This is a genomic window from Kitasatospora sp. CM 4170 (assembly GCF_032110285.1).
Classification (GTDB): domain Bacteria; phylum Actinomycetota; class Actinomycetes; order Streptomycetales; family Streptomycetaceae; genus Kitasatospora; species Kitasatospora aburaviensis.
On record NZ_CP134877.1, the window covers coordinates 2,249,781 to 2,268,645 of the forward strand.

18 protein-coding genes are annotated in these 18,865 nt (G+C 74.1%); 9 read left to right on the top strand and 9 right to left on the bottom strand.

The genetic code is table 11. The annotated features are described in order from the left end of the window. Positions 1 to 51 precede the first annotated feature (51 nt). The 4 genes from RMN57_RS08840 to RMN57_RS08855 form a co-directional block, all read right to left on the bottom strand. Positions 52 to 897 carry a carbohydrate ABC transporter permease gene (locus tag RMN57_RS08840; protein ID WP_313762840.1) on the bottom strand — a complete coding sequence of 282 codons (846 nt, stop codon included), beginning with the start codon at positions 895 to 897 and terminating at the stop codon, positions 52 to 54. Next, positions 897 to 1,850, bottom strand: coding sequence for a sugar ABC transporter permease (locus RMN57_RS08845; protein ID WP_313762841.1), 954 nt, complete (start codon positions 1,848 to 1,850; stop codon positions 897 to 899). Before RMN57_RS08845 ends, RMN57_RS08840 begins: the two co-directional genes overlap by 1 nt. Further along, positions 1,847 to 3,214: an extracellular solute-binding protein gene (locus tag RMN57_RS08850; RefSeq protein ID WP_313762842.1), complete on the bottom strand. Its 1,368-nt coding sequence runs from the start codon at positions 3,212 to 3,214 to the stop codon at positions 1,847 to 1,849. The genes RMN57_RS08845 and RMN57_RS08850 overlap by 4 nt, the downstream gene beginning before the upstream one ends. Positions 3,215 to 3,624: 410 nt before the next feature. Beyond that, positions 3,625 to 4,380, bottom strand: coding sequence for a helix-turn-helix domain-containing protein (locus tag RMN57_RS08855; protein ID WP_313762843.1), 756 nt, complete (start codon positions 4,378 to 4,380; stop codon positions 3,625 to 3,627). Positions 4,381 to 4,618: 238 nt separating this feature from the next. Between RMN57_RS08855 and RMN57_RS08860 the strand changes: the two genes are divergently transcribed. Both RMN57_RS08860 and RMN57_RS08865 read left to right on the top strand, forming a co-directional pair. Further along, positions 4,619 to 5,284, top strand: a complete 666-nt coding sequence (locus tag RMN57_RS08860) for a DUF4097 family beta strand repeat-containing protein (protein ID WP_313762844.1) — start codon at positions 4,619 to 4,621, stop codon at positions 5,282 to 5,284. Between the two features lie 280 nt (positions 5,285 to 5,564). After that, positions 5,565 to 6,428 carry a DUF4232 domain-containing protein gene (locus RMN57_RS08865; protein WP_313762845.1) on the top strand — a complete coding sequence of 288 codons (864 nt, stop codon included), beginning with the start codon at positions 5,565 to 5,567 and terminating at the stop codon, positions 6,426 to 6,428. A 104-nt stretch (positions 6,429 to 6,532) separates the two neighbouring features. On the opposite strand, the gene RMN57_RS08870 is transcribed toward RMN57_RS08865, so the two are convergent. Further along, a complete protein-coding gene (locus RMN57_RS08870) occupies positions 6,533 to 7,306 on the bottom strand; it encodes a poly-gamma-glutamate hydrolase family protein (protein WP_313762846.1) in 774 nt (257 codons plus the stop codon). Positions 7,307 to 7,900: 594 nt separating this feature from the next. After that, complete coding sequence (locus RMN57_RS08875) at positions 7,901 to 8,329, bottom strand: OsmC family peroxiredoxin (protein ID WP_313762847.1); 429 nt, start codon at positions 8,327 to 8,329, stop codon at positions 7,901 to 7,903. A 469-nt stretch (positions 8,330 to 8,798) separates the two neighbouring features. Between RMN57_RS08875 and RMN57_RS08880 the strand changes: the two genes are divergently transcribed. Further along, the gene (locus RMN57_RS08880; protein ID WP_313762848.1) at positions 8,799 to 9,191 is read left to right on the top strand and encodes a hypothetical protein; all 393 of its coding nucleotides are present in this window, start codon (positions 8,799 to 8,801) and stop codon (positions 9,189 to 9,191) included. A 72-nt stretch (positions 9,192 to 9,263) separates the two neighbouring features. Here RMN57_RS08880 and RMN57_RS08885 read toward each other — a convergent pair whose 3' ends face one another. After that, a complete protein-coding gene (locus tag RMN57_RS08885) occupies positions 9,264 to 10,754 on the bottom strand; it encodes a dienelactone hydrolase family protein (protein WP_313762849.1) in 1,491 nt (496 codons plus the stop codon). Positions 10,755 to 11,188: 434 nt separating this feature from the next. Here RMN57_RS08885 and RMN57_RS08890 point away from each other — a divergent pair, with 434 nt between their 5' ends. Both RMN57_RS08890 and RMN57_RS08895 read left to right on the top strand, forming a co-directional pair. Further along, positions 11,189 to 12,400 carry a sensor histidine kinase gene (locus RMN57_RS08890; protein WP_380234093.1) on the top strand — a complete coding sequence of 404 codons (1,212 nt, stop codon included), beginning with the start codon at positions 11,189 to 11,191 and terminating at the stop codon, positions 12,398 to 12,400. Further along, positions 12,397 to 13,059 (top strand): response regulator transcription factor, encoded by a 663-nt coding sequence (locus tag RMN57_RS08895; RefSeq protein ID WP_313762850.1) that lies wholly within the window; start codon positions 12,397 to 12,399, stop codon positions 13,057 to 13,059. The genes RMN57_RS08890 and RMN57_RS08895 overlap by 4 nt, the downstream gene beginning before the upstream one ends. Positions 13,060 to 13,173: 114 nt before the next feature. On the opposite strand, the gene RMN57_RS08900 is transcribed toward RMN57_RS08895, so the two are convergent. Both RMN57_RS08900 and RMN57_RS08905 read right to left on the bottom strand, forming a co-directional pair. After that, positions 13,174 to 14,598 (bottom strand): HAMP domain-containing sensor histidine kinase, encoded by a 1,425-nt coding sequence (locus tag RMN57_RS08900; RefSeq protein WP_313762851.1) that lies wholly within the window; start codon positions 14,596 to 14,598, stop codon positions 13,174 to 13,176. Continuing rightward, positions 14,595 to 15,308 carry a response regulator transcription factor gene (locus RMN57_RS08905; RefSeq protein ID WP_313762852.1) on the bottom strand — a complete coding sequence of 238 codons (714 nt, stop codon included), beginning with the start codon at positions 15,306 to 15,308 and terminating at the stop codon, positions 14,595 to 14,597. The genes RMN57_RS08900 and RMN57_RS08905 overlap by 4 nt, the downstream gene beginning before the upstream one ends. 36 nt (positions 15,309 to 15,344) lie before the next feature. Here RMN57_RS08905 and RMN57_RS08910 point away from each other — a divergent pair, with 36 nt between their 5' ends. From RMN57_RS08910 to RMN57_RS08925, 4 genes are all read left to right on the top strand, one after another. Then, positions 15,345 to 15,977 carry a hypothetical protein gene (locus RMN57_RS08910; protein WP_313762853.1) on the top strand — a complete coding sequence of 211 codons (633 nt, stop codon included), beginning with the start codon at positions 15,345 to 15,347 and terminating at the stop codon, positions 15,975 to 15,977. Between the two features lie 450 nt (positions 15,978 to 16,427). Then, positions 16,428 to 17,396, top strand: a complete 969-nt coding sequence (locus RMN57_RS08915; protein WP_313762854.1) for a CAP domain-containing protein — start codon at positions 16,428 to 16,430, stop codon at positions 17,394 to 17,396. Positions 17,397 to 17,471: 75 nt separating this feature from the next. Next, positions 17,472 to 18,230 (top strand): thioredoxin family protein, encoded by a 759-nt coding sequence (locus RMN57_RS08920; protein WP_313762855.1) that lies wholly within the window; start codon positions 17,472 to 17,474, stop codon positions 18,228 to 18,230. Continuing rightward, positions 18,227 to 18,862, top strand: coding sequence for a hypothetical protein (locus RMN57_RS08925; RefSeq protein WP_313762856.1), 636 nt, complete (start codon positions 18,227 to 18,229; stop codon positions 18,860 to 18,862). Before RMN57_RS08920 ends, RMN57_RS08925 begins: the two co-directional genes overlap by 4 nt. The last annotated feature ends 3 nt before the right edge of the window (positions 18,863 to 18,865 follow it).

An 18,865-nucleotide genomic window follows, 5' to 3' on the forward strand; every position in this document is an offset into this window, starting at 1 on the left:
AGGGGGTGGTCGGGGCGGGCGCGGCGGTGCGCGGACCGGCCGGGTGGGCGGTCACTGCTTCACGGCCCCGGCGAGCATCCCGGACACGAAGTGCTTCTGCAGGAAGAGGAAGAGCACGGCCATCGGTACCGCGGCCACCGCGGTACCGGTCAGCAGCTGGCCGTAGTCGACGTCGGAGCTGCCGGTCAGCGCGGCGAGGGCGACCGGGATGGTGTACGAGGACGGGTCGCGCAGCGCGACCAGCGGCCAGAGGAAGTCGTTCCACTGGAACAGGAAGAGGAACATCGCCAGCGCCGCCAGGGCCGGGCGCATGGTGGGCAGCGCGATCCGGAGGAAGAGGCCGAGCTCGCCGCAGCCGTCGATCCGGCCGGCCTGGAGCAGCTCGTCCGGCAGGGAGCGCATGGACTGGCGCATCAGGAAGATCCCGAACGGCAGGGCGAGGTTGGGCAGCAGGACGGCCTGGTAGGTGTTGAGCCAGTCCAGGTTCACCATCATCTTGAACAGCGGCACGATGGTCAGCTGGGTCGGGACCACCAGCGCGAGCAGCAGCAGCGAGAACAGGAAGCCCTGGCCGCGGAAGCGGTACTTGGCGAAGCCGTAGCCGGCCAGGGTGCAGACGATGCCGCCGAGGACGGTGTAGACCACCGACAGCAGCAGGGAGTTGAGCACGACGCGGCCGAAGCCGACGGACTCCTCCAGGTTGCCGAGGTTGGTGCCGAGCTCGCCGCCGGGCAGCAGCTGCGGCGGGCGGCCGAAGATGTCGTGCGAGGTGTGCGTGGAGGCGATCGCCAGCCAGTACAGCGGGGCGACGGTGAGGGCGAGCAGGGCGAGCATCGCCCCGGTGAGCAGCACCTGACCGCGGCGGGACGCACGGAAGGCGGGACTGGTGCCGGCCATCACTCCTCCTCCTTGGCGAGCTTGACCTGGACGAGGCCGAGCAGCGAGATGATCAGGACCAGCGCGTAGCCGATCGCGGACGCGTAGCCGAAGTCGAAGTACCGGAACCCGGTCTGGTAGAGGTACACGCCGATGGTGGTGGTCGCGTTGTCGGGCCCGCCGCCGGTCATGATGAACGGCTCGTCGAACAGCTGCAGGGTGCCGATGGTGGACAGCACGACGGTGAGCAGCACGGCGGGCCGCATCGCGGGCAGGGTGACGTGCCAGAACCGGCGCCAGGCGCCCGCGCCGTCGACGGCGGCGGCCTCGTGCTGTTCGGCCGGGACGGTCTGCAGCCGGGCCAGGTAGATGACCGCGTTGTAGCCGGTGTAGTGCCAGGTCAGGGCGAGCATGATGGCCACCCGGGCCCAGAACGGGTCGCTGAGCCAGTGCACCTCGGGCAGTCCGACCAGCTGCAGCAGCCAGTTGACGGCACCGGAGTCCTGGTTGAGCAGTGCGCCCATCATCAGGCCGTAGGTGACCAGGCCGGTCACCACCGGGAGGAAGAAGCCGAGGCGGAACACCGGCTTCCAGCGCAGCAGCGCGGAGTTGAGCGCGACGGCGAGGCCGAGCGCGAGCGCCAGCATGACCGGCACCTGGACGACCAGGATCAGCGCGGTGTTGCCCAGCGCCTTCCAGAACAGCGGGTCGTGGATCAGCCGGTCGTAGTTGCCGAGGCCGGTCCAGGTCTGCTGGACACCGTCGGTCCGGTACAGGCTGAGGAGGAACGACCAGACCACCGGGTAGAGCCGGAACGCCGCGAACAGCGCGAGCGCCGGGAGCACGAAGAGGTAGGGCGCGAGGCGGGCGCCACCACCGCGCCCGGCCCGCCGGGGGGCCGGGGTGGTGCGGGTCCGCGGGGCCGAGGGGCCGGCCCCGGGCGGGGCCGGCCGATCGAGCGGAGCGGTCGTCATGCCTGCGCCCGCCTGGTCTGCTGGACGAGCTGCTCCGCGGCGGACTTCAGCACCGCGGCCGGGTCGGCGCCCTGGAGCAGCACCTTGGTCTGGGCGTCGTCGATGACCTTGAGCGCCCGGGCGTAGTCGGCGGTGTAGTTGGTGGGCACGGACGGCTTGGACAGCTCGTCGAGGAACACCTCGGCGTACTTCTGGCCGCCGAAGAACGCCGCCTCGGTGTGGAACGCCGGGTCGTCGTAGGCCTTGAGCAGGGCGGGGAAGATGCCCTTGTTCTTGTAGATCCCGACCTGCGACTCGGGCCGGGTCAGCGCGAACTCGGCGAAGGCGAAGGCCGCCCGCTGGTTCTTGCTCGACCCGGCGACCGCCAGGTGGGTGGAGTTGACGATGGCGGAGCGGGACCCGCCCGGGGTGACGGCGGGCGGGAGCATCAGCTTCCAGTTCCCGCTCTGGTCGGCGGCCAGGGTCTCCATGTACCCGCCGTACCAGGCCGGGTTGGGGCAGACCGCGACCTTGCCCGCCTTGACCGCGGAGTCGTAGCCCGGCTGGCCGGGCGAGCCCTGCGCGTCGAGGACGAGGCCGGCGTCGTTCATCTCCTTGATGAGCGTCAGCGCTCGGACGGCCTCGGGCGAGTTGAGGGTGATCTTCCCGTCCAGGTTGAAGTAGAAGGTGCCCTGGAGCTGGAGCAGCAGCTGGAAGAGGTTGGCCGAGTCGGCCTGCGAGGCGGAGCGGTCCAGCGCGAGCAGGGCGGTGCCGGTGGCGTCCTTGACCTTCTTGCCGGCGGCGATGACGTCGTCCCAGGTCGCCAGCGCGGTGGCGTCGACGCCGGCCTTCTGGAAGAGGTCGGCCCGGTAGTAGAAGCCGCTGGCGTTGGCCTCCCACGGCAGGGCGTAGACCCTGGACTCGCGCGAGACGGTCTGCCACAGGCCGGGGGCGAAGGCGGTCGCGTACTTGTCGGCGCCGAGCTTGGAGATGTCGGCCAGGCCGCCGGGGAACTTCTCGATGTAGCTGGGCAGGTAGTCCACGCCGATGTGCAGGACGTCGGCGAGCCCCTGGCCGCCGGCCGCCATGGAGATGGTGATCTTGTCCCAGATGGCCGGGTTGCCGATGTCCTGGACGGTGACCTTCACCTTCGGGTGGACGGCGTTGAACGCCGGGATCAGGGCCTTGAGCTCCGCCGCCGGGTTCTTCCAGCTCCACACGGTGACCGAGCCGGACAGCTCGCCCGAGCCCCCGTTGTCGCCGCCGCCCGAGCTCGAACCGCTGCACGCGGCGAGCACCGAACCCCCGCCCGCGGCGACCGCCGCCGCGCCGAGCCCCTTCAGGAACCCGCGCCGACTCGGACCGCCCACGACTCTGCCACCCATGCCCGGGTCTCCTTCTCTCGGCTCGGGACAGCGCCGCACACCAGCCGTCCCCGCTCTCCGGCGCACCGCCGTCCGGTGCCGCCGCACCCGTCGCCACCGGCGGGAGCGGGAGTGAATCTAGCCAGACCCGCAACGGTTAACAACAGTTTTCGAGGACTTTTCGTCGCGCACAGCGAAAACGTTACAAGCTGCTACGTCATCGCCCGCCCTCGAAGCACACCCGCGCCCGCCCGACGGCGCCGCCCCCGCGTAGCGGAACCCGCCCGCGCCGGCACCGGCGGCACGCAAACAGCCGCCCCGGCGGGATGCCGGGGCGGCTGCTCGTCGATCGAAGGGGTCGGGGCCGGACAGGGCCCAGGGCGCGTCCTTCGGATCACGCCGGGCGGGCGTCGCGACCCGAAGGACGCCCCCTAGTCGCGGCCGGCGGTCGGTGCGGTGGTGGCGGCCGCAGCCGGTTCGGCCCGGGTGTACAGGACTTCGCGGGCCTGCTCGGCGGCGCGCGTGATGCCCTCGGAGACGAAGTCGAGGAAGCGGGCGACGTTCTCCAGGCGGGTGGCGGCCGGGGTGCCGGGGCCGAGGATGGTGACGCCCTGCCGCGCCGCCTCGACGAACTTGGCGTTGTCCCGGGCGCTGCGGATCATCGACTGGTACCAGAGGTCGTCATCGACGATGTAGCGCTCGCGGCGGCGCTCGTCGCGCTCACGGCGGACGAGGTCCAGGCTTTCGAGGAGCGTGATCGCCTTGGAGATCGACGCCGGGCTGACCTGGAGGCGCTGGGCGAGTTCGGACGCGGTGAGGCTGCCCGCGTCGGTGGCGTAGAGGCTCGCCATCACCCGCGCCGTCATCTTGGGCAGGCCCGACTGCATGAGGACGGTGGTCAGCATCTCCTCGAAGTCGCGCACGGCGTCGGCGTCGCGCCCGCCCAGCTGGGGGACCGGCTCCGGCCCCCGGGGGGAGACGGGCTTGCGCCGGTGGGCGCGGCGTTCGGCGGCGCGGTGGGCCAGGTCGGCGCGGTAGCCGGTGGGGCCGCCGTTGCGCATCACCTCACGCGTGACCGTCGAGGTCGGACGTTCGAGGCGTCGCGCGATCTCGGCGTAGGGGAGGCTGTCGGCCAGCCCCAGCGCGATCTGCTGGCGTTCCTGCTGGGTGAGCCTGCCTCCCGGCATCGCGATCTCCTCGGTGGGTCGTCCATGGTGGTCCCTGCTCGCCCAGCATAGCGTTCACTCCTCACCCATTGCAATGATCGAAGCCGCGGCCATTGCATTACCTCTCCGGTCGTTGCAATGATTTCGCATCGTTGACCTGCAGATATAACCACTTGCCGCAACGAGCTTGTTGCCTAGCCCTGGAAAGCAACGTAGCGTTTCCGGCGTCAGAAAGATCTAGCGAGCCCAGGAGGGCATGATGCAGAAGTTCGACACCCCCGCACCGATCGCGGCCGTCCTGGACGTCCCCGCCGGGCGCATCCAGCTGATCGCCGCCGACCGCACCGACACCGTCGTCGAGGTCCGGCCCGCCAACCCCACCAAGCGGCGCGACGTCCAGGCGGCCGAGCAGACCACCGTCACCCACGACGACGGCGTCCTGCGGATCGCGGCGCCCGCGGCCAGGAACCAGCTCTTCGGACCCTCCGGATCCGTGGAGATCACCGTCAAGCTGCCCGTCGGCTCCCGCGTCGAGGCCAGGGCCGCCGCCTCCGAACTGCGCGGCGTCGGCCGCCTCGGCGACATCGCCTTCGACGGCGCGTACCGCCAGATCAAGATCGACGAGGCCGCCAGCGTCCGCCTCACCGCCACCGACGGCGACGTCGAGATCGGCCGGCTGGGCGGCCCCGCCGAGATCAGCACCCAGCGGGGCGACATCCGGATCACCGAGGCCGTCCGCGGCACGGTCGTCCTCAGCACCCAGTCCGGCGACATCACCGTCGGCGCCGCCACCGGCGCCTCCGCCACCCTGGACGCCGGCACCGGCTACGGCCGCGTCAGCAACTCCCTCAAGAACAACGGCAGCGCCGAACTCGACATCCGCGCCACCACCTCCTACGGCGACATCACCGCCCACAGCCTCTGAGCCACGCCCGCCGAGGCCCGCAACCGGTCGACCGGCCTCGCCCCGCCCTCTCCCCCTGCGACCTCCCCGGCCGCCGCCGGTCGCCCTCCACGTTCAACCGCGACCCGACTCGCAGTCCGCCCCTCCGGTCGCGACGGTGGTCAGACGGTGGTCAGCAGTACGTTGCAGGACTGTTGCGCGGGAAGTGGCGCCCCTCACAGCCGTTCGGCGCGGAGCGTGATCGCATCGGCGGATGCGTCGATTCCGAGAGCTCACCGACTTGCTGACGGTCCATCGTCCCGTGGCGGCCGCAGCGGCGGCCGCGGTCGCCGCCGCCCTGGTCGCGGGCTGCGGGTCCGTGGCGGCGACGACCGCGGCCCCGGGGACGTCCGGCAGCGCCGGGCCGTGCGGGACACCGCCGGGATCGGCGGCACCCTCCGGGCAGGGCGGGGTACGGATCACCGCCGCCGGCCCGGCCTGCGCGGAGTACGAGGTGACCAATCCGGGCAGCGAGCCGTCCGACGTCACGGTGGTGTTCAGCCGGCTCTCGGCGGACGGAGGTGCCCTGGACAACGTGACCCGGACCGTCCCCGCGATCGCTCCGGGCGCCACCGTGACGGCGACGGTCGACCTGGGCGGGCGGGAGACCACGCGGGCCGGCACCGGGCCCCGGGTCAAGATCCTCCGGGTCCGCCGGGTGCCCAGCGCCGAGGCGCCGCAGCCCGCGGGCCCGTGCCCGGCGTCGGGTCTTCGCCTGTACGCCGACGAAGGCGACGCCGCCATGGGCCTGCGCGTGGTCGGCCTCCACCTGCGCAACTGCGGCAGCACCACGGTGACCGTCAACGGCTACCCGAAGCTGCAACTGCTCGACCTGGAGCACCGGCCGATCGACGGGGTGCGCATCCTGCCGGGCGGCGCCGAGATCACCACCGGCACCGGCGCGGACGACCCGCCGCAGGAGATCGCCCTGCAGCCGGGCCAGGGCGCCCGTTCCACCCTGGTGTGGCGCAACACCACGCAGGACGGCGCCCCGGTCAACGCCCCCTACGTACGGGTCCGCGCCTTCCCGGACGCGGCCCCCGTGATGGTCACCCCGGAACTCGACCTCGGCACGACCGGACGCCTCGGCGTCGGCGCCTGGACGAGGGAGGGCGGCTCGGCGTGACCCGTTCGTCGCGCCGGCCCGAACTGCTCGCCGGCCACGGCCGTTACGGCGATCCCGTCGAGGGGCTCAAGGCCGCCGAGCCGCCCTTCGAGGACCCCGGCCCGTCACAGCACCGGCTGGGTCGCCTCCAAGCGCTGGATCGCCGTACGGACCGCACCCGTGAAGCTCCAGAAGAGCGGCAGGGTGTTGGCGGCCCGGTCGGCGCGGGTGTTCTTGCCCGTGGCGAACATCGCGCCGCGCAGATCGGTGGTGATCTCCAGCTGCGCGCCCATACCCAGCAGGCTGCGGTTGCAGATGTTCTCCGGGGCGATACCGGCGATCTCCTCCTCCCCGGAGGCGGTCACCGCACGGATGCCCGCCGTCGCGAACTCCTCCATCAGGTACTGGCGGAAGGTCGAGTTGAGGCCGCCGACCAGCACTGCCTGGGCACCGGCCTCCAGCCCGGCCTGGGCGGCGGTGCAGCCGTGCAGCGACACCACGTTGAGGCTGCCGGCACACATCGCGCGGGCGGTCGTGTCGTCGCAGTGGGTCGAGGTGACGTGCAGCGCGCTGTTGCCCGAGGAGCGCATGCCCTCGAACATCCAGAAGTCGTGCACCGGACCGGCGGTCGGCGTCGGGGCGAGATCGGCCGGGTGGTAGCCGGCGATCGCAAGGCACAGCTCGGAGGTGCCGCCCTCGATGCCGCCGCCGTGCGGGGCGATCACGGCGGTCCGGACGAACTGGGCGCGGGCCGCCGGGTCCTGGTCGTCGACCAGGTGCCGACGGGAGCGCCGGCCGTAGTCCACGCCTTCGACCAGTGCCGGGTCGGAGTAGAGCGCGGTGTTGGAGGCATACAGGTCGGCGGCCTGGGCGGGGGTGCTCCCCAGAATGGTGCCCACGGTGGAGAGGGCCGGTACGGCGGCAAGCGCCGTGATCAGAGTGCGACGGTTTATCACAAGCGCGAATCATGGCAGGAAGCAACGATTACGGCAAGCATTGCATCGACCCTATGCGATCCCGAAATGGCATCGGCGGCAGAATTCGCGAGACAATCGTGGGCGATCCCTAATTGAATTTCCGTCAATCCGCGTCAACGGCTGGAATCCTGACGACGTCGACCGGTCGCAGGATCCCGAGGAGCGCCGAGGCCGAAGCCCCGTCAGGGGGACGGAACGGCCCTGCCGACCGGGCGCCGGATGTTCCATCACGCGCGGCTGCGCCACGAGCGGGTGCACCAGTGACCGGGAGCGCGCGGCGCGGGTCGTGGAACGGTCGCCACGGAGATCACCACCCCCGGCGATCCCGATCCCGCCCTTCCCGCGGTGACCGTTCGCCGGACGAATCCGTCGACATTGCCGCGCGCCCCTCTCCGGCATTTCACCGTGGTGCGCCGTCTTCCTTCGCCGGACATTCCTTCCGGCGAACCGCACCGAATCGCGGCACCGGCAGTGTCCCGGGTCGCCGGCCTCCAGGACCCGGGACGACCCGGGACGTCAGCCCAGCTCGACGGAGGCGAGGGTGATCGGAACGCCGCCGAGCGCCTGGCTGACGGGGCAGTTCCGCCTGGCCACCTCGGCCGCCGCCGCGAACTCCTCCGCCGACAGACCCGGCACCGAGCCGCGCACGGTCAGGACGATGCCGATGATCCCGGTGCCCGGCTCGAAGGTCACCGCGGCCTGCGCCTCCAGCGACTCCGGCGCCGTGCCGACCCCGGTCAGCCCGTGCGAGAGGGCCATGCAGTAACAGGAGGCGTGCGCCGCCGCGATGAGCTCCTCGGGGCTGGTGACCCCGTTCGGCTGCATCGCACGGGCCGGCCACGACACCGGGTACGAGCCGGCGCCGGACGAGACCAGCGCCACCTCGCCCGCCCCTTCGATCAGCGATCCCTTCCACACGGCGGACGCGGTACGAGTGGTGGCCATGGGTTCTCCTCCAGGAGTGGTGACGGTTTCGAAGTACGCGGCACGACGCCCCACGCCGGCGAGATCGACCCGGGCCCGCTCGACGGGCCGGCAGAGGTCGGCCCGGACAAGGGCACGGGGCGTGGGACGGCTCCCCGGCGACAAGCTGTTCGCACGCTCCGGCCGAGGCCCGCGGCGCTGATCACAGCAGAACCACGGGGCCGTCGGCCAGTGGAAACGGCCGATCGCCGAATCATTTCGGGCGCCCCGGCCCACTCCTTCGGTCCGCACCGCGGGGGTGTACCGGGGCACCACGTTCGGCGGGGCGACGGGCCGGTCGGGGATCCGGCGCCGCGAGCGGGGCCGAAGCACCCGGCGGCCCCCAAATCCCTCGGTGCCGACCGTGCTGCACGCCCGCCGGCAACTTCCTAGCGTGAACGGGGAACGCCCCGGCCCGCCTGCGGCCCGGCCACTCGACCCAGGAATCCGTGTGCACCGCTCGAACTCGACGGCCGTCTCCTCCGTCGCCTGTCTCGCTCTCCTGCTCGGCCTCCCGCTGAGCGCCCTGCCCGCCGACACCCCCCGCCGGGAGACCGTCGCCCCGGGCCCGACCGCACCACCCGTCCACCTCGGCATATCGCCCACCGGGTCGGCGGCGGATGCGCAACGGCCGCCCGGGACGGCCCGGTTCGCCGACCGGATGCCGGTGGTGCGACCCGTACCCGGCGCCGGCCGGCCGACGGTCCGCCACCGGGTGCCGTCCGACCTACGGAGCTGCGACACGGCGCTGCCGGGCGAGCGGCGGCCGCTACCGGTCGCCGACTGCTACCTGCCGTTCCAGCCGCCGACGGACTCGACGCCCCTTCCCCCGCACACTATCTGACGTGCCGCCAGGAAAGCGGGTTCGGTTCGACCACCCCGGACAGGGCGAGGCCCGGCTCACCGAGGTCCACCGTCAGCGGCTGCCGTCCGGTTGGTGGACGCTGAGGTCGCCGTAGGCCGACAGGTTGCCGGCCGGGTCGCCGGGCTTGTCCCGCAGCACCGCGTCCAGGAAGGCGAGGGTGGCTGCGGCGACGATGCGCGGGCTCCCGGTGCGGCCCAGGGAGCCGACTATCGAGGGCACCGGCGGCAGATACAGCGGGCCGTCCATGAAGGTGAGATGTGCGGCACCGGGGACGGTGAGCCGGTAGCTCGTCGCCGTGGTGGAGTTGAGCGCCTCGGTGAGGCGGGGCACGTAGCGCGGGTCGGTTCCCGCGGTGACGGCCTGGGTGAGAGCGAGCGCCGGACGGTCGAGGGCGGGCGAGGTGGGGCCGTGGGGGTAGCCGTCCAGGTCGACGACGGCGCGGAACCGGCGGTCCTGCCGGGCCGCCTGCAGGGCGGCGGCCCCACCCATGGAGTGTCCGGTCACCGCGACCCGGCCGGTGTCCAACCGTCCGGTCAGCGGGTCGGCGGCCTCGCCCCGGTCGAGGCTCTCCAGCCGGGTGAGGACGAAGCCGAGGTCCGCGGCCCGGATCGCCGTCCAGCCGGCCGCCAGCTCGTCGTCCTTGTCCCGGTCGCCGGAGGAGGAGGTCTCGGTGGTGATCGTCCGGCCGTCGGCGAGGACGACGGCGGCGGAGTCGTACGGGTGGTCCAGGGCGGCGACCACGTAGCCGTGGCTGGCCAGTTCCTCCGCCCAGGCGGTGTTCTGGGTGCGCACTCCGCCCGACCCGGGAGAGAACAGGACGACGGGGAACCGTCCCCCGCCGCCGTCCACCGGCGCGTCGAAGACCGCCTGGGAACGGGCCCGCGGAACACCGTCGACCAGGAAGCCCGGCAGCCCGACCCCGCCGGCCAGGGCGTCGGAGACGGTGCGCGCCTCCTGCTCCGTGCGTCCGAGGTACTGGGCCCGCTGCGTGCCTGCGGGGCTCTTCTGCGCGGGGTACCAGAGCTGGACCACGACCGTGCGCCGGTCGTCCGGATCGGGGGTGAAGGTCTCGGGGCGGGCCGGGTCGGTCCACTGCACCACCCTGGTGCCGACCGCGAAGTCGCCGGACGGGGTGGGGAACACGGGTACCGGAAAGGCCCAGGCGGCCACCGGGCCCGTGGCGATCAGGCCGGCGCAGGCCACCGATCCCGGCAGCGCCAGCCACCAGCGGGCCCGCCACGCCGGCCGGCCGGGACGGCGCCGCAGCAGGGGTGCGAGGGCGAACGGCAACGCGAGGGCGGCGCCGGCCAGGACGGGCAGCATCTGCCAGCGGATCCCGGCCACACCCAGCACGATCGCGGACAACAGGAGAACCGCCCCCGCCGCGACCGTGGCGCGCGGGCGGGCGGCAGCGGGGAGCCAGCGTGCCGCCACCAGCGCGACGGCGCCCAGGAGGGCGAGGACTTCCAGGGGGGACATGAAGAGTCCCGTGATGATCTCGGTCACCCGGCCATCCTCGGCGCCGGGTGCGCGCCGCCACATCGATCCCGGGTCGCCGTCGGGTGCGCCCGGGGTCGCAGTCCGTGGCGGTCCCCGTGCAACCGGAGCAGCAGTCGGGCACGCCGGATCGGCGACCGCCCTGCGACCACGGGAGGTGCCGGGACTCCTCCTGCGGTCGTACCCCGGCACGGTGTCATCAGACGGTGGACGCATGTGCGTCGCGGCGCTCGCGGTCTACCGTGACAGGGCCGTGGTTCGTGCGGGGCAGCGCGAGGCGGACGTACCCGTGCCCGACCGGACCCTGCCGTACGCGGGGCGGCCCCGGCCGGGCCACCATGATGCCGAATCGACGAGGACACCTGATGACCGAGGCGGCCGCGGAAACCGGCCCTGCCCACCTGGTCCGTGAACGGGACCGGGTACGAAACCGGGCGCGGGTCCGGGACCGGGCGCGGGCGTGGTGGGCGAGGACGGCCGTGCGGCTGACGAGCGACGCCGACCGCGCCACCGCCCGATCGGCGCGACTGCTCACGGCCGCCGGGCGCCGGGGCTCCCGACTGCCGCCCACGGTGTGGGACTCACTGCTGCCGACGCTTCTCCTCGTCAACGTGGTCACCACGCACCCCCCGCAGGAACTGCCGGTGGCCGTGGCGCTCACCGCCGCCCTCGCGCTGCCCCTGGTGTGGCGGCGCCGGGCCCCGCTCCCGGTGTTCGGCGCCGTGGTGGCCGCGGCCTTCGTCCAGTGGCTGATGGACGTCCAACTACTCGCGGACGTCGCCCTGTTGGTGGCCCTCTACACGGCGGCCGCGCACACCGGCCGACGCGGCGCGCTCCTCGCCGCCGCCGTCGTCGAGGCAGGGGTCCTGCTGGCCTGCCTGCGCTGGGCGCCGGACGGCGCCTTCCCGACCCCCTTCGTCGCGGTCACCGCGATGACCGTCGCCGCCGCCGTCCTCGGTGTGAACGTGCGGACCACGCGCGCCTACCTCGCGGCCCTGGAGGAACGGGCCGCACGTCTGGAGCACGAACGGGAACAGCAGGCGCGGCTGGCGGTCGCCGAGGAGAGGACGCGCATCACCCGGGAGATGCACGACATCGTCACCCACAACCTCTCCGTCATGGTCGCGCTCACCGACGCCGCCGTCTACGCACAGCACCGGTCGCCCGAGAAGACCACCGCCGCGATGCTCCAGATCTCCGAGACGGGCCGGCAGGCCCTGACCGACATGCGGCGCTCGCTCGGCATCCTGCGGACCGACGAACCGGACGCGGAGCGCCACCCGTTGCCCGGCATCGCACAACTGGCGGCCCTCGCCGACCAGATGGGCGCGGCCGGACTGCCGACCCGGCTCGAAGTGCGCGGCACCCACGCCCACGTCCCCGCCACCGCCCAACTCACCGTCTACCGCCTGGTACAGGAAGCCTTGACCAACACCCTCAAACACACACCCACCGGCACCCGCGCAACGGTCCGGATCGGCTGTTCGACCGGGACCGTCACGGTGGACGTCACCGACGACGGCCCCCGCCCGCCGCGTCCCGCCGCCCCACCGTCCGGCCACGGCATCCCCGGGATGCGCGAGCGCTCGGCCGCCTACGGCGGCACGCTGGAGGCCGGACCGCTTCCGGGCGGCGGCTGGGGAGTCCGCACCCGCCTCCTCCTCGACAGCGGCGGAGCGGCGTCCGCATGACGATCCGCATCCTGATCGCCGACGACGAGGCGCTGCTCCGCATGGCTTTCAGCACCGTACTGGAGGCCCAGCCCGACATGGCACCGGTCGGCGAGGCGGCGGACGGCGGCCAGGCCGTGCACCTCGCCCGGGAGCTGCGCCCCGACGTCGTCCTCATGGACGTCCGGATGCCCGGGACCGACGGGATCGAGGCGACCCGGCAGGTCGTCGAGGTCGCCCCGCAGAGCAGGGTGCTGATCCTCACCACCTTCGACCTGGACGAGTACGCCTTCGCCGGGCTCAACGCCGGTGCCTCGGGCTTCCTGCTGAAGAACACCAGGCCCGAGGAGCTCCTCACCGCGATCCGCAACGTCGCCGCGGGCGACGCGGTGCTCTCCCCGCGGATCACCCGGCGCCTGCTGGAGAACTTCCGCCCGCACCTCCCCGGCGGCGGCGGCACCGACCACGAGGAGCGGCTGAGCCGGCTCAGCACCCGTGAACGCGAGGTGCTCGTCCAGGTGGGCTGCGGCCTGTCCAACACCGAGATCGCGGCCACCCTGTACCTCGCGGAGGCGACCGTGAAGTCCCACCTGGGGCGGATCCTGCAGAAGCTCGAACTCCGCGACCGGGTCCAGGCCGTGATCTTCGCCTACGAAAGCCGCCTCGTCCGCCCGGCCTAGCCAGGCCCTGTCCGGCCTGACGCCGCCGAAGCCCGCGGCGCGGTGCCGTCCGGTCGGGCGGCCTCGGGGCGCCCGCGCGGGGCGTGCGCCGTCAGCGGGACACGGCCTGCGCCGTCAGCGGGACGGACCGTGGCGCGTGTGGCGGCGGGTGCGGCGGCCGGGGCCGGTGGTGGGGTCGGCGGCGGCGAGCCCGAGGGAGAGGGTGATCCGGGCTCCGCCGAGGCGGCCGCGGTCGATCCGCAGGCCGCCGGCGGTGGCCGCGGCGGCGCGGCGGGCGATGTCCAGGCCGAGGCCGGTGGAGCCGGTGCTGGCACCGCGGGCCAGGGCGCCGTCCGGGTCGTCGATGCCGGGGCCGGCGTCCTCCACGGTGAGTTCGACGCTCTGCGCGGTGCGCTCCACCCGGACGGCGAACGCGGTCCCGGCCGGGGTGTGCCGGAAGACGTTGCCGACCAGCGAGTCGATCACCGCGGTGAGGTCGTCCGCGGGGAGCTGGACGGGCGTCGGCTCGGTGGTGATCTCCAGCCGGCAGGCGCGGTCCTGGTGGCCCGCCAGGGTGGCCCAGAAACCCGCCCGGTGGCGGATCACCTCCGCCGCCTCCGCACGGGGACCGGGACCCGCCGACGGAGCCTGCCCCGCGCCGCTCCGCGCGCCTCCCGCCGCGCGGGTGTCCTCGGCGGCGGTGAGCGCGCGGCCCATCGGCCCGGTGGCCAGCGGGGTGCGGGCGGCGGCGATGATCGAGTTGAGCTCCTCCTCCAGCTGCGCCACGGCCGTGCTGATCCGGCGGGTGTCCGGGCCGGGGGCCATCCGGTCGGCGGCCAGGTGGAGGGCGGTCAGCGGGGTGCGCAGCCGGTGCGAGAGGTCGGCGACCAGTTCGCGTTCGGTGGCCAGCAGGTCGACCATGCGGTCGGCCATGGCGTTGAAGGCCTGCCCGGCGTCCCGCAGCTCCCTGGGGCCGCCGGGCTCCACCCGGATCTCCAGGTCGCCGGCGCCGAGGGCGTTCGAGGCCCGGGAGAGGGTCCGGGAGGAGCGCACCACCTGGGCTCCGAGCCGGTCGGCGACCAGTACCGAGCCGGCGATCAGGCCGACGGCCAGCAGGGACATCACCGCCCAGGAGGCGCTCACCCCGCGGGTGAGGTCGGCGTCGGGGACGAACTCCTCGACCACGGCCGTCCCGTCCTGGCCGAGCACCACGGGCTGGAGGTAGAGCCAGCCACCGGGGACGTCCCGGGCGATCGACTCTCCCCCGTCCATCGCCCGGCGCAGCAGTTCGGCGGGGGCGTGCCCGGCCCCCAGGTGCCGGCCGTCGGGCAGGTGGACGCCCAGCCCCTCGCCCGGGTCCAGGCCGGCGACGGCCTGCTGGAGGTCGGCCGTGCCGGTGGTGAGGGCCAGCACGGGCGCCAGGGCGGCGGCCCGCTGCTCGGCGGCGGTGGTGCTCTGCTTGCGGGCCTGGTCGGCCACCAGCACCCCGAGCGGGATCAGGAACGCGAGGGCCACCATCGCGGTGACGGCCAGGGCCACCCCGGCCAGCGACCGTCTCACCGGGGCGTCACCATCTTGATCCCGACGCCGCGCACCGTCCTCAGGTACCGCGGGAGCGAACCGCGTTCGCCGAGCTTGCGCCGCAGCGCCGAGAGGTGGACGTCGATGGTCTGGTCGTCCACGTAGGGCTCGCGCCAGACCTCGACGAGCAACTGGCGCTTGGGCACCACCTGGTCGACGTGCCGGGCCAGGTAGGCGAGCAGGTCGAACTCCCGGCGGGTCAGTTTCAGCTCCACCCCGCCGAGGTGGGCCGAGCGGCCGCGCGGGTCGATGATCAGCTCGCCCACCGCGAGGAGTTCGCCCGGGCCGGGCGCCGGGCCGGGCGCGGCGGCCGGCGGGTGGTGGGCGGACGTGGAGCGCCGCAGCACCGCGTTGAGCCGGGCCACCAGCTGGCCGCCGGAGAACGGCTTGACCAGGTAGTCGTCGGCGCCGGCGTCCAGCAGCTTGATGATCTCCGCCTCGTCGTCGCGGGCGGTGGCGACCAGCACCGGCACCTGGGAGATGCCGCGGATCATGCGCAGCGCGTCCGCGCCGTCCAGGTCCGGCAGTCCGAGGTCGAGCACCACGGCGTCCAGCGGCGCCCGGGTGACCTCGCGCAGTGCGCCGAATCCGTCGCCCGCGCTGCGCACCAGGTGCCCGTGCGCGCTGAGCACCTCGATCAGCGAAGCGCGTATCTCGGGTTCGTCTTCGACGACAAGGACGCTCGGCATGGGGGACACCGTAGCGGATCGTGGATGATGGGCCGCGTGCCCCGCCTCGCTCGCTACCTGCTGGTTTGGATCTGCTGCACGGCCTTCGCCGTGACGGCCGTGTTCTTCGCGGTCGGCTTCGTCGTGGACTCCACGGCCGAGGTCCCGCCGACGGTCCGGACGACGGCGATCGGGATCGGGACGGCGGCCTCGGGGGTGGCGGAGAGCCCTTCGGCGGCGCCCGCCCCGTCCGGCGGCTCGCCGTCCACCGCCCCCTCCCCCACGCCGTCCGCCACGCCCTCCGCCACGCCCTCCGCCGCGACCCCGGGCGGCTCGCCGACCGCCGGCGGCGGCCCCTCGGCGACGAAGAGCCGGGTACCGACCGCACCCGGTACGAGTGCACCCGGCTCGACCGTGCCCACTCCGCAGGGCGGCGACCGGGCCGGCTCCTGCCCCGGCGGGCCGGGCGTGTACACCGTGAAGTCCGAGGGCGGGCAGGTCACGGTCCGGTACGGCGCCACCGCCGTCTGCCTGGTCTCCGCGCTGCCGGCGCCCGGGTTCACCACCCAGACCGCCCAGGGCTCCGCGCAGACCTTCCAGGTCACCTTCTCCAGCTCCCACCACCGCTCCCAGATCACCTCCACGGTGCAGCCGCGTGCCCAGTCCTCGGTCCGCGAGACGGATCTCTGAGCGGACCGGAGGGCCTCCCGGCCGGGGCCGGGACGACCCTGCCGCGAGGGTCCGGACGCAGGTCGGGGCGAAGGGTAAGGCGGGTCGGGGCGAAGGGTAAGGCGGGTCGGGGCGAAGGTCGGGCGGGTCCGGGCGCGGGTCCGGGCGCAGGTCCGGACGCAGGTCGGGCGGGGTTTCGAGGGCTGCTCCCGAAGCGCAGGCTGCGGGCTTCCTTAGCCGTTCCTGAAGATCGGTCGGAACCGCGTGACAGGCGGTTCGGGCGTCCTATGCTCGCTGTCGCAGAGAGCTTCTGACGGCCCGCAGAACAGGCGGCGCGACAGGGCTCCACGCGCACACCGGATTCGCGGACCGGGGTGCGCCGACCCACCGCCTCCCGGCGCCCGGCCCGGCCCCCGTGGCCGGGCCGCCCACCGGGACGCGGCACCCCTCACCCGATCCCGAGGTACCACCATGTCCATCGACCCCCGCGCGCCCCGGCCCCGTCGCCGCGCCCCGTCCCACCGTGCCGCCCGGCGGGCGACCCGGCTGCCCCGGGTGGCCGTCGTCGGAGCGGTGCTGTTCGCCGTCGGCGGCACCGTGGCCACCGTCGCCGCGCTCCCCGCCCCGGCCGGCGGCGCGGCGCCCGGCGCGGCCGCCACGGCGGCGGACACCGTGGCGGCGGATGCCACTGCGGCCGGCACCGCTGCGGCCCACTCCGCCACGGCCGGCAACACTGCGGCCGACACCGCACCATCTGCCGTACCCACCACCGCCGTTGGCGCCACGTCGGCCGCCCCGACCGGTCCTGCCGCGCCCACCACCGAGCCCACCGTCGCGACCCCCCGGCCCGCCTCCCCCTCGGCGGCGAAGCCCACCGGCACCCGCACCGACGGCCCCGGCACCGCCGCCGCGGCCCCCACCACGGCGACCCCCACCACGGCGGCCTCCGCCGCCACGACCGGCGCTGCGGCGGCGGGCGGTGCGACGGGCGGTGCGGCGGCGAGCGCACCGGGCGGCGGGGACGAGGTCCAGCAGGTCCTCGCCCTGATCAACGACGCCCGGGCCGCCCAGGGCCTCCCGCCGTACACCCTGACGGCCGGACTCACCGCGGCCGCCGCCGGGCACAACGACGTGATGAGCGGCGGCTGCGGCCTCGCCCACCAGTGCCCCGGCGAACCCGCCGTCGGCAAGCGGGAGAGCGCCCAGGGCGTCCACTGGGGCACCGCCGGCGAGAACATCGGCCGCGGCGGACCGGTCTCCACCGCCACCGCCGACATCGCCGCCCAGGCCGTCCGTCTGACGCAGAGCATGCTCGACGAGAAGCCGCCCGAGGACGGCCACCGCCGCAACCTGCTGAGCCGCAGCTTCACCCACATCGGCATATCCGTGTACCGCGACCCCGCCGGCACGGTCTGGCTCACCCAGGACTTCTCCGACTGATCCGGCCACCACCGGACCGACCGTCCGCACCGGCCCCTCCCGCTTCGAAGACCCTCCCCGACCCGAGGAACTCCCTTGCGCCGTCAAGCCCTTGCCCTCACCCTCGCCACCGCCGCGGCCGCCCTCACCGCCTGCGGCCCGACCGGCTCCGGAGCCGACGCCGCCCCCGCGGCCGCCGCCGTCACGGCCTCCGGCACCGCCGCGCTGCCCGAGCCGGTCAACGTCGTCACCGCCCCGCCGGAGACCGGCACCCCGACCACCCCGGTCCCGGAGACCGCGACCCCGACGCCCGGCGCCGCCACCACCCCGACCCCGACGCCCAGCGCCTCCACGGCCCGGCCGTCGGCCACCACCAAGGCCTCGGCCACCGCATCGGCCAAGGCCACCACCGCCGCCACCGCCGCCACGACCGCCGCTCCGGCCAAGCCCGCCGCCGCCGGCGGCCCGGTCGCCATCGGCTACAACGCCACCGCCGACTCGCCCGCCGCCGTGGACGCCGCCATCCGGCAGGCCAAGTCCGACGGCAAGAACGTCCTGCTCGACTTCGGCGCCACCTGGTGCGGCAACTGCAAGGCCCTGGACAAGACCCTCGGCGACAGCCAGGTGCAGAGCGTCCTCAACGCCTCCTACCACCTGGTCCAGGTCGACATCGGCGGCCACAGCAGCACCAACTTCAACCTCCTCAAGAAGTACGACTCCCAGGGCAGTTACAAGATGCCCGTGCTGATCGTGGTCACCCCCGACGGGACCGTCCGCACCGACACCAACACCGCCGGCATGCCCTCCCTCACCACCAGCGGCTTCACCTCCTTCCTCAAGAAGTGGGCCCCGTGAGCCCGCGCCGCCGCCCCGCCGCGGCCCTGCTCGCCGCCCTGCTCGCCCTCCCCGCCGCCGGCTGCTCGGCCGGCGGCACCACGGGCGGCGGCAGCGCCCACGGCGGCTCCGGCAGCGAGCGGGTGACGGCCGCCGCCGCCCTCCTCGGCCGTTTCGAGGAGAACGGCGTCACCGTCACCGTCGCCCTCCGCGACTGGCACGACGGCGCCGGCACCCTCGAACTCTCCTACGCCCCCGTGGAAGCCGGCTTCCACCTCTACGCCACCGACCTCCCCCCGGACGGCGTGGACGGCGTCGGCCGGCCCACCACGGCCCGTACCGACGGAGCCCTCGGCACCACCGCCCCGCTCGCCGTCACCGCCCCCGTCCGCCGGCTCGCCCTGGAGGGCGTCACCGGAACGGTCCCCGTCTACCCCGACGGACCCGTCACCGCCACCCTCCCGGTCCGCGCCTCCGGCACCGGGTCGGCCGCCGTCCACATCGGCTACGCCGCCTGCAGCGAGACGGACGGCTGCCTGCTGCCCGTCGCCGACCACCCCGTCCCGCTGACCGTCACCCCCACCGGGCCCACCGCCGCCGCCCCGACCGGATCCGCTCCGTCCGGCTCCGCCCCGACCACCACCCCGAGGTGAACC